Annotated in this window: 6 protein-coding genes; all 6 read right to left on the bottom strand. The window is 65.6% G+C overall.

The genetic code is table 11. The features are described 5' to 3' along the window. Nucleotides 1-173: 173 nt before the first annotated feature. Nucleotides 174-1,451, bottom strand: a complete 1,278-nt coding sequence (gene purD / locus V7116_RS23410; RefSeq protein ID WP_324394411.1) for a phosphoribosylamine--glycine ligase — start codon at nt 1,449-1,451, stop codon at nt 174-176. Nucleotides 1,452-1,848: 397 nt separating this feature from the next. After that, entirely contained in the window at nt 1,849-2,820 is a 972-nt protein-coding gene (locus V7116_RS23405; RefSeq protein WP_324394410.1) for a phosphoribosylaminoimidazolesuccinocarboxamide synthase, read from the bottom strand. 181 nt (nt 2,821-3,001) lie between these two features. Beyond that, nucleotides 3,002-3,766: a glucose 1-dehydrogenase gene (locus V7116_RS23400; protein WP_324394409.1), complete on the bottom strand. Its 765-nt coding sequence runs from the start codon at nt 3,764-3,766 to the stop codon at nt 3,002-3,004. Between the two features lie 301 nt (nt 3,767-4,067). Further along, nucleotides 4,068-5,138: a L,D-transpeptidase gene (locus V7116_RS23395; RefSeq protein ID WP_324394408.1), complete on the bottom strand. Its 1,071-nt coding sequence runs from the start codon at nt 5,136-5,138 to the stop codon at nt 4,068-4,070. A 135-nt stretch (nt 5,139-5,273) separates the two neighbouring features. Beyond that, on the bottom strand, nt 5,274-6,044 hold the full coding sequence (locus tag V7116_RS23390) for a metalloregulator ArsR/SmtB family transcription factor (RefSeq protein ID WP_324394407.1): 771 nt from the start codon (nt 6,042-6,044) through the stop codon (nt 5,274-5,276). A gap of 659 nt (nt 6,045-6,703) precedes the next feature. Further along, nucleotides 6,704-11,407: tetratricopeptide repeat protein (locus V7116_RS23385; protein ID WP_324394406.1), on the bottom strand; the 4,704-nt coding region annotated here is incomplete at its 5' end.

Raw genomic sequence — 11,407 nt, 5'->3', positions numbered from 1 at the left:
TCAACCTTCCCCCTCAAAAGTGTCGTTCTCCCAGAATCAAGTTGGAGAGGGGCCGCGGGTGAGGTCGTGGTTGCTTTTGCTCTTGCTTTTCCCTAATCCCTAGCACCCAGTCCCTGATTCCTGCTCCTCTGGTGCCGGGGGTGAGGTCCGCACTTGGCTTTCCGTCGTCGCCCCTACTCCCACTGCGACCGCAGCAGCCCGATGTCGCGCCGGTACTGCATCCCGTCGAAGCTCACGCACCGCACGCCGCGATAGGCGCACTGCGCTGCCGCCGTGAGATCGGGCCCCACGCCCGTTACGTCGAGCACGCGCCCGCCCGTCGTAACCAGCACGCCGCTGTCCAGCCAGCGCGTGCCCGCGTGGAACATCAGCACGTCGTCCGGCACGTCGCGCGTCATGGCGACGCGCAGCCCGGGATCGCTGCGCTCGGGATAGCCCGCCGTCGCCAGCACCACCGACACCGCCGCGTCATGCGACCAGCGCACGTCGAGCGTGTTCAGCGTGCCGTCGATGCACGCGTCGATCACATCCAGCAAATCGGTTTCCAGCAGCGGCAAAACGGCCTGCGCGCCGGGATCGCCAAACCGCGCGTTGAGTTCCAGCGCCTGCGGCCCCGTGGGGGTCAGCATCACGTCCACGTAGATCACCCCGGCGAAGCAGCAGTTGTCGCTTTGCAGCCCGGCCAGCGCCGGTTCGATGATCTCGCGGCTGATGCGCAGCGCCAGCTCGCGCGAGACGGCGGGCGCGGGCGCGTGCGCCCCCATACCGCCCGTGTTCGGCCCGATGCCCTCGTCGCGCAGGCGTTTGTATTCGCGCACGGAAGGCATCAGCGCCAGGGTATGCCCGTCGGTGAACGCCATCAACGACAGTTCGTCGCCGTGCAGCCGTTCTTCGAGGATGACGCGGCGACCTGCCCCGCCCAGCGCATCGCGTTCCAGCAGCGAGCGTAAAATCCCTTCGGCATCCGTCTCGCCGCGCGGCAAAAACACGCCTTTCCCACGCGCCAGCCCGTCCGCCTTGATCACGACGCGATCGACCGGGTGCGTCAGCAGAAATTCGCGCGCGTCTTCCAGGTTGGTCACGACCTCATAACGCGGCGTCGGCACGCCGTGCGCGATCATCAGCCGCTTGGCGAAGCTCTTGGACGTCTCGATCAGGGCCGCCTGCCGCCGGGGACCAAAGATGCGCATCCCCGCCGCCTCGAACTGGTCCACCAACCCGCTCGCCAGCGGTTCTTCCGGCCCGACCACGGTAAGATCGACCTGTTCCGTCTCCGCGAATTCCATCAGGCTGACGATATCCGTGGCGTCGATGTCCACGTTGTGCGCGAACTGCGCCGTCCCCGCGTTGCCGGGAGCGACGCTGATCCGCCCCACACGCGGCGATTGGGCCAGCTTCCAGGCCAGGGCGTGTTCTCGCCCGCCGCCGCCCACCACGAGCACGTGGCGCATGCCGGTTCTCCCCTCCAGATCAGCCCGGCACACCGAACTGCGTACCGGCGATATAGAATATAAATATAAGCGGCTTCGCTCTCCGAGCCACCCTGTTTGTTGCGCCCAACCTGTACGACTGCCGCGTCAGCGGCGTGAGTATCCGTCCGAGTGCGGATCATTTCAAGCGTCGGCTTGATCCGCATCGGTCACCGAACGAAGGGAACTGGGGCCCGACCCGGCCCGCGAACACAACACAACCTGCCGCCAGGGCACAAATGACCTTGCCCCGTTTTGCAGGACGCTGTACCTTCGAAAACCTGCTTGCCGCACGGTGTAACGCCGTAAGGCGGGGTCCGGGGGCTAATGGCCCCTGGTGGAAGCGGCGAGGGTTTCACCCTCGTCACATGACGTATCTCTACCCTACCACATCTGCGGCGCGCAGTGCGGCCCAGATCCGCTTTTGGGCCGGATAACTGGCGGGCAGAAACGCGGTGCCGGTCAGCATCTCGTAGACGCCCTGGTAGTGTTGGCTGATGGTGATGAGCATATCCTCCGGCAGCGGCGGCAGTTTGTCGCCGTCGCGGAAGCCCTGCGCCTGATACCACAGCCGCACGAACTCTTTGTCGAAGCTTTCCGGCTCGCGGCCTTCCTCGAACAGCTCGTCGTACGTATCCGACCGCCACATGCGGCTGCTGTCCGGCGTGTGCAGCTCGTCGATGAGCACTAGATCGCCGTTGAGATCCAGCCCGAACTCGTATTTGCTGTCCACCAGGATCAGGTCGGAGAGGATGCACATCTGCTGGCCGAGCAGGAACAGTTTGCGCGCCTTGTCCTGAATGCGCTCCCACAGCCCCGGCTCGACCCCCAGCGCCACGATCTCCTCGTGCGTCAACGGCTGGTCGTGCGCCCGCCCGAACGCCTTCGAGGTGGCCGTCACAATCGGCTGGGACAGTTCCTGGTTTTTGCGCAGACCGTCGGGGAATGTATGGCCGTAAATGCTGCGCTCGCCCGCTTCGTACCGCGTCCACAGGCTCGACGGCGTCACGCCGCTGAGGAACGCCCGCACCACCACCGCGATCGGCAGGGGGTGCGCGGTGAGCGCGATCGTCGTGTTGGGGTCCACCACGTCGATCAGGTGATTCGGCATGATGTTCGCCGTCTGCTCGAACCACCACAGCGTGAGCTGGTTCAGCACCTGCCCCTTATACGGGATCAATCCCACCTGCTGGTTAAAAACCGTGAAGCGGTCGGTGCTGATCACCACCCGGCGACCATCGTGCAGTACAAAATTATCCCGCACCTGCCCGCGTTCTCCAGTCAAACCGGGCAAATCAATGCCCTCCAGTGACTGAGGAATGACCGGTCGGATCTGGCCAGGTGTAAGCATAGAGAGGTCCCCTTTATCGACCGCATTTACCCGCATGCAGTAAGCCATCTTTATGGTGAATGTAATAATAATGCTGAAAGTGTTTGGGGGGAAATCGGGGTAGACGCGCTCCGGCGCGACGCACAAAAAAGCGCACCCTTCGGGGTGCGCTTGTAGGCCGGTGATCGCCGCGCGATGGCGATCAGACGGCGACGAGGCCGCCGTCCACCGGCATTGCGATGCCCGTCACAAACGAAGCCGCGTCCGAGCACAGCCACACGATCGCCGCCGCGATTTCCTCCGGCTGGGCCGAGTGCCCGATCGGGTGCGGATCGGGCTGATCCGCAGGCGGCGGAGTCGCAGGCCGTTCGATGTTGAACACCATCGGCGTCAGCACACCGCCGGGATTCACAGCGTTGATGCGGATGCCCTGCCGGGCGTATTCGGCGGCGGCGGTCTTGGTCATGCCGACCACCGCGTGTTTGCTGCCGCTGTAGCCGACGATGCCCGGAATGCCGACCAGTCCTGCCGCCGAGGACGTGTTGACGATCGCCCCGCCCCCGTTTTGCAGCATCGCCTCGATCTCGTACTTCATGCCCAGGAACACGCCGCGCGCGTTCACCGCCATGATCTGGTCAAACATCGCCTCGTCATACTGGGCCGTGGGGACGAACCGCCCCAGGATGCCCGCGTTATTTACCGCACAGTCGAGCCGCCCATACGTGTCCACGGTGCGCCGGATCAGCGCCTTCACGTCCTCGGCGTTCGACACGTCGCAGCACACGAAGATCGCGTTGCCGCCTGCTTCTTTGATCAACCGCACGGTTTCTTCACCACCGGGAACGTCAACATCGCTGACCACGACGTTCGCGCCCTGCTGGGCGAACAGCAGCGCCGTCGAACGGCCAATGCCCGAACTCGCGCCCGTCACGAGCGCCGTCTTGCCTGCCAGTCCCTTGAGTTCCATGCTGTTGTCCTTTTGAGCGGAGGGAATGGTACGACGATGAAAGAAGTTTATTTTCCTCCGCTGACAATTATATTGTACTATTTTTCACAATCGGATACAAATAGATTTAACCGATTTCTTATAAATCGGCTCCGCATAGCGCGCGCCCAACTTCAGCGGGAACAAAAAACGGGCGAGACTGGAATCCCGCCCGTAATGCGCGTTGTGATTGTGCCGATCTTCCCCCCCAAAACTTGACTGGAGGGAATCGCGGTTGCTTTGGCGAACCGCCAGCGGCTAATCGCTAATCGCTGATCTCCCGCTACTTATACTCACCCGAGCTGTACACGTACACGTACGGCGTGCTGTAACCGCCATCCATGCTCCACTGGTAGACCCAGTGCGCGTCGGTGATGCTCATGTTGACGCAGCCGTGACTGTGGCGGTAGCCGAAGCCGTCGTGCCAGTACGTCCCGTGCAGCGAGATCGCGTTGTCGTAATACATCACCCACGGCACGTTTTCGAGCGAATAAAAGTCCGTCTGGCCTTCCGCGCCGCTCATGTGGCCGTTGACCTGCCGCGCCCAGACCGTAAACGTGCCTTCGTTCGTCTCCCAGTCGGGCAGGCCCGACGAAATCAGCGTGGCGTACACGGGCGTATCGTCCTCATAGGCCACCAGCACCTGCTCGAACAGGTCCACGGCGAACCAGCGCCCCTTCACCTGCGCCGGACGCTCGATGTACAGCACGCGCGCAAGCTGCGTCTGTTTGACCCACTGGTCCGGCCCCACGAGATACCATTCCCAATCGCCCACGGTCGCGGTCGCAAAAATGTTGACGCGCGTATACCGTTCGAGGATCGGGCGCGACTGGTCGCCTTCCGCGCCGGGTGAAACGCTGGCATAGGTCGGCAGCAGCATCCACGCCATCGTATACGGCAGCGGATCGTCGATGTAAACGCCCGTAAACTCGCTCGGACGTGCGATGGCAAGCTGGCTGGCGGGCATCCACTGCCCGTCGTTGATCTGAATCCAATCACCCTGTGTATCGGTCACCGTGACGTAATTGAAGCCCTCGTCGATCGTGCCGACCGGGTTGCCGTCCGGCGCGTCGTAGATCGTGGCGGCCCCGCCGACGATCTTGCGGAAGGCAAACCGCAGCAGTTCGTCTTCATCGACCGGGACCTGCCGCACGTTGGGCGACGGATGCAGCAGCATCTCGTCTAGCAGCATCTGGTACTCGACGCTGGGCAGCCCTGCCGTACAGCCGGGACCAAAAGGGCTTTGCAGGCATGCCGCGCGATCAGGACCAGCCGCGCGCACGCTGCCAACAGACATGGATGTGGATAGGAGCAGCAGCGCCAGGACAACGGTAATCAGGCTGCGACGATGCACCGGGACCTCCCCAACAGTAAACGGACTGTGCTTACGATACGAGCGTCACCCTCCGGCGATCCGGAGAACCTGTACGCTATTGTATCAAATTCCGGCCCGGTTCCGGCACACGCGCCCGGCGCGCTCACCCTACGCTCAGCTTACGTCAGCGTCCGCAGCGTCCGCAGCATCCTGCGCGGCCACCCGCTGCGCGAACAGCATGAGACGGTGCCGGATCTCGTCGCACAGCGCGTCCATCGCGGCAGTGAAGTCTTCCTCGCTGCTGTTCGCCTCCTCAGGATCGACCATCGACCAGTGCAGGCACCGCCGGTACGACAGTTCCGGCGGCAGTCCCGGCTCGTGCACGCGATCGCACACCGTGATCAGGTAGTCGAACGTCATGGTCGGCAGTTCGGGATACTGTTTGGTGTACAGGCCGTCGCCGGAAATGCCGCACCGCGCCAGCCCTTCGAGCACTTGCGCGGGCATCGTGCCCGCGTCGATCCCGGCGCTGTACGGGATCAGCGTTTGCGGCGCGATGGCGCGCGTCATCGCTTCGGCAATCAACGAGCGGGCGGCGTTTTTGCGGCACAAAAACAACACGGTCTTCGGGTGGCGCAGCGGCGGGCAGGGCCGGTCAACCGCCAATCCTTGCTGCCACCACCACAGCGACAGCAGGTGCGGGACCTCCATGTTGGGGATGTAGTAGCGGCGGCGCGCGTCCCCGATGCTCTGGCGCACGGAGATCAGACCGACATCGACCAGCACACTCAGATGGTGCGACAGCAAATTCTGGCTGAGTCCGACTTCGTTCATCAGCTCAGTGTTGGTTTGGTCGCTTTCCAGCAGGCACTCGAAAAGGCGCAGGCGGTTGGGATCTGACAGTGCTTTGAAAATATCGACGAGTCGTTCGTGGGGTATCATCATTGGATCTCTTCATTCTTGCGGCTGCATTGCTGGCGGTACATCGAACTTCGCTGCGCGCCCGCTCATAACCAATCTGCCCGCGCATGGGCATCAAATAGACCGGGATAGAGTCGAACACGACGCTGTTCTGGAAGTCATTCACCACGTGTATGTGGCCAAAATCCGATGGTCCGCCCCCGCCCGGCTCGACTTCGTTCCTGGTTTGGCCTTATTCTACCCGATCTCACCCGGGTCTCTTAGGTCAAACAGCACCATTTTCCGCGCACGATGACGGCAGTCTGCCCCGCGATCAGCATTGTTTACGCCGAGCTAAGCGCCCCCGCAAGGAGCGCGCGCCGCACGCCCCGCTCCCAACCGCCGTGCGCCAATTCCGGGGGCGCAAAAAAGGCGAGTCCTCAACTCATACACACTAAGTTGAGCCCGTTTAAGGGGAAAACAGACTGTCACGCTTTTCGTAGGGGCGATGCTTGCATCGCCCGTTAAGAGAAAAAACGGGTAGAGCAAGCTCTACCCCTACGGTTATCACCGCTGGCGCTTTGATTTCACGCCAGGGGAAACGATCCTGTCTGGTCCGTTAGCTTAATGTCTACGGGACTTCGACCCGCCCGTTGTTCCTTTGCCCTCGCCCCTGCCGACGCGCAAAAACGACCGCCCAACGATCAGCCCACCGACCGCTCGACCTGCTGGATCACCCAGCGCAGGTTGGCGTTGTGCACCTGATCGAGCGCCGCGCTGCACGCGTCCTGCGCCGCCTCGATCCGCCCGCCGTCCTGCGCCTCACGCGCCGCGATCAGCCACGCCAGCGCCCGGTTATCCGGCGGCCCGGCATCGGCGCGCACGTCCTCGCGGTGCGTCATGAGGATATCCATCAGCGTTTCGATCGCCTCGGCGCTCTCGCGCGGCTGGCTCAGCCCCGCATGGGACCGCGCGATCAGCGCGTAGATGAACGCGAGGTCCTTCAGGTCGGCGTTGTCGCTCAGGTCCAGCAGCGCCAGCGATTGTTCCGCCGCTTGCAGCGTCGCGCGGCGGCGTTCCAGCTCGTCCAGCGTATCGCGCAGATCCTCCGAAGCGCGCCGGGCCATGTTCTCGTACAGCGTCACGCGCTGGTAATATTCGGCGGCGCGTTCCAGCTCGCCCGCCGCGCGGTACGTGTCCGCGATGGATTGCAGCGTCGCGCTGATCCGGTCGTCGCTGCGCGGCGCGTGCCCGTTTTCGATTTCGAGCGCTTCTTCCAGCGCCTTGAGCGCCTGGTCATATTTCTGGCTGTCGCGGTAGAGCCTGCCCAACGCGCGCAGCGTCTCCGCGTAGGCCACGGGCTGCAAGCGCCGGTCCATGTACACCAGCACCTCGTGATGCCGCGCGATCGCCTGCACGAGATCCTGCCGGGCCTCGTGCGTCGTCGCTAGCAGTTGCAGCGTCTGGACCAGCCGCGCGTTCGCCTGCTGCGGCTGCGCCTTTTCCGCCTCGAACGCCCTGCGCAGCGCGTCTACCGCATCGTCATAGCGGCCCGCCGCGTGCAGCACCTGCCCCAGCGCGCGCAGCGTCGCCGCCGTCTCGACCGTGCCCGGCACGTGCAGCTTCAGCGCCTCGCGGTAGGCTTTTTCCGCTTCGGGATAATGCTCCTGCACGCGGTGCGCCTCCGCGATGGAATAATACGTCAGCGCGATTTGCAGCGGTGATTTATCCGGCAGATCGCGCGACAGGTCGAGCGCTTCGGCCCACATCGCGCGCGCCTCGTCGTAGCGCTGCATCCGCGCGTAGGCCCGGCCCAGGTTGCGCAGCGTCGCCACGCGCTCGTCGGGGAACTCGCTCGCGGGCTGGTGTTCCAACGCCGATTGGTAGCACTGCACGGCGGCCCCGGTGCGCTCCGCATCGCGGTGCACATCGCCCAGTTCGCGCAGCACCACGCCGATCTCGCGCGGGTTGCCGATCTGCTGCGTCAGCTCGAACGTCTGCTCGTAAAGCTGCACCGCGCTCTGATCGCCCATCGCCCCCGTAACGCGCGCCAGCAGGTGCAGCGTGTCGCGCATCTGGCGCGGGGACTCGACCTTCTCCAAAATGTTCAACGCCCGCCGGTACGCGCGCGCCGCCTCCGCAAGCTGGCCCTGCGCTTCGTGCGTCTGCCCCAGCGATCGCAGCACGTCCGCCGTATGCGTGGGGTTGGCGTCCTCCACGCTGCGCAGCACCACCAGCGCATCCTCATACACGTCGATCGCCTCGGCGTAGCGGTTCTGCCCGCCCAGCGTATGCGCCAGCGCGGTCAAAATGCGCGCCGCCACGTCGGGATGTTCCTTGCGGTCCACCAGTTCCGCCGCCGCGCGCAGGCTCTCGATCGCCTCGACCGGTCTGCCGAGCGCCAGCAGCCCTTCGCCCAGGCTTTCCTGGATCAGCCCGCGCAGATGCGGCTCCGGCTCCGTCTCGAACGCCAGCCGCAGATGCGCCAGCGCCTCCTCGATCTCGCCCAACCGCCGGTAGCCCTGCCCGGTGATCGTCTGCGCCGCCGCATACGTCGCCGGTTCGGCGCGCACCGCGTCGTCCAGCAGCGGTTCCAGCGCCAGCACCGCCTCCTCGACCTGATCGAGCGCCATGTACGCTTCGCCCAGGTCGCGCCGTGCCGCCCACGCCGCCGGGCTGTGCGGGAATTCCGCCTCCGCGATCTGCACTGCCTCTTGCGCCGCCGTCAGCGCCAGGCTGGGCCGCTGGTCGGCCAGCAGCGATCGGGACGCCAGCCCCAACACCAGCACGCGCAGCCCTAGGCGCGAGTCGACCAGCGCCTCGTCTGCGCGCGCCGTCAGGACCTGCGTCCATTCCTGAAGCGACTGCCCGGCCCTGATCGGGCGATCCATCCCCTGCTGCGTGCGGGCGCGCAGCATCTCGGCAAAACCGAGCTGCTGTAAATCGGGATGCGGCTGTTTTTCGAGCTGATCGAGGATCTCCTGCGCCACGTCCATCGCGGCCTGCAGGCGTCCCTGCTCCACCAGCCCGCGATGCAGCGCCACCTGCGTGATGAAATAACCGGTCGGGTCCAGCGCGGCGTTCTTGTGCGTCAGCGCGCGGCGATAATTCGCCACAGCGCGGTCGATGCTGCCCGACATGCGGTACGTATCCGCCAGATGGTGCAGCGCCACGCCGATCCGCGCCTCGTTGCGGATCGTCATGCCCTGCGCGGCGTTGACCTCGCGCTCGAAGGCGTCCTGCGCCCCCTCGTAATCTTCCAGCCGCCACAGCGCCCGCCCCAACGTCCGGCAGGTGTCCGCGATGTCTTCGGCGGCTTTCGTGCCTTCCAGGTGTTCCAGCGCCGCGCGCGCCGTCTCCGCCGCGTGACGCGTATCCCCCGCGACGTAATACACCGCCGCCAGCAGCCGCAGCGTGCGGCCCTGTCCCAGCCGGTCCGGTTGGCCGCCCTGTTCATGCAGTGCCAGTGCTTCTTCCAGCACGCTGCACGCCGCCGTATACTGTTCGCCGCTGGCCAGCGCCGCGCCTAACCCGCGCAGCGACCGCGCCCGCGCCGGATCGTCCGGCGCGCACGTTTCGAGCGCCATCTCGTAGCCGCGAATGGCCTGATCGCTTGACCCTTCCAGGTGGTAGATCTGGGCGCGCAGATGCCCCGTCGCCGGATCGTCCTCTTCCGCGATGGCCGCCAGCGCCTCGGCGTAATGCCCGGCCAGCAGCGACATTTCCGAGCGTAAATACGGCGACGCGTCCGGCGAGCAGTCGATCTCGTGCATGGCGTCGGCATAATGCCCCTGCGCGCGCAGGATCATGGCGCGTTCCAGGTGCGCCTCGGCGGCTTCGTCCAGCACGGCCAGCGCATCATTCAGCCGCCCCATATGCCGGTACACACGCGCCAAACAGCGCCGCAGCACGCTCACCGATTCTTCCGCGCCCAGGTTGAACACGATCTCCGCCGCGTCAACCAGCAGCTTTTCCGCCTGCGCATAGCGCCCCATCGCGTCGTACAGCCGTCCCAGCGCGACCATCGTCTCGGCCAGGGCGTGCGCGCTGTCGTGCTCGCGGCGCAGGTCCAGCGCCCGCTGAAGCGTCTGCTCCGCGACTTCGTACGCGCCCTCGTCCGTCTGGCGCAGCCCTTCGACGGTCAGCGCCGTGCCTTCGCCGCGCGGCCCATCCGTGACCGGCGCGTTGGTATTACCCGCCAGCCCCGGCGTATATTCCTGCAAATAGGGGCGCAGCGCCTTGTCCAGCGGGGCGGATTTTTCCGGCAGGCTCTCCGACACGGCCAGCGCGTAGCGCAGCGCGCCCTCGACCTGATACAGCGCCAGCGGATCGCTCGCGTGTTCTTTGGCCGTTTGCAGCGCCCAGCCGCGCATCCGCTTGCCGACCGCGCTCCCGTGCGGATCGACCACCGCGGCCCGCGCGTACACGGTCGGGTGCATCACCGCCCGCGCCCCGTCGTGGAAATCGGGCCGGACGAAGCCGTACTGTTCCAGCGCCGTCAGGCCGCGCCGTGTCGCCAGCGCCGATCCGATCCGTGCCGCCGCGTGCAGCCCTTCGAACGGCGCGCCGTCCATCGGGAACGCCGCGAACGCCTCCACCAGCGCGCGGTAATCGCCCGGCAGCGCGCCCAGCGACACGTCCAGCACGCGGTTCAGCGCCAGCAAATGCGGCGGGACCGGCTCCGCGCCGTCCTCGACCTGAGCCGCGTGCGCCGCCATCACCTCACCGATCGCCAGCAGATCCTCAAGCTCGTCCAGCGACAGGCGATCCTGTTTCATCAGCAGCCCGGCCAGCACCAGCGCGTACGGAAAACTGCTCAGCTCCCGCGCCACGCGCAGCAGGTCGCCGCGAATGCGCCGCGTGTCCTCGATCCCGGCGAAGTGCGCCAGCGCATCGACCGCCGCCGTATCGTCCAGCGGGCGCAGCGTCACCACACCCTCAGGATCGTCGGGCAGCGGCTCGTCAGGATCGGGCATCTCAGGGGCCGTCTCGAAGGCAACCAGGACGTGCGGCGTCAGGCGATACAGTCCGCCCAGGTCGATCTCGCCGCTGATCGCGTTGTCTACCACCAGCAGCGTATTGTCGTTGAACTGCGCCGCCAGCAGACTCATGCGCAGCACGGGGTCCTGTTCGGCCAGCACGTGCGGCAAATTGAGCGCCAGCGCCAGCGTTTGATCCAGCCGCGCCGGATCGTCGATCCACCAGATGCGGCGGAAGCGCTGGCGGGTGCGCTCGTGCATGGCGATCGCCGCCAGAAACGTGGTTTTGCCCACGCCCGGCTCGCCCTGCAGCACGATCGGACTGCCCGAAAGCAGCGGGCGCAGCACGCGGTCCAGCTCGCCCTGCCGCCCGACGAAAAACGACGGGCGTGGCGGCGGCGTCATCGACGCGCGCGCGGCCTCGCACAC

It is taken from the genome of Aggregatilinea sp. (genome assembly GCF_036822615.1).
GTDB lineage: Bacteria > Chloroflexota > Anaerolineae > Aggregatilineales > Aggregatilineaceae > Aggregatilinea.
The sequence above is the reverse complement of the archived record's forward strand: the minus strand, read 5'-3'. Positions and strand labels throughout refer to the sequence as shown.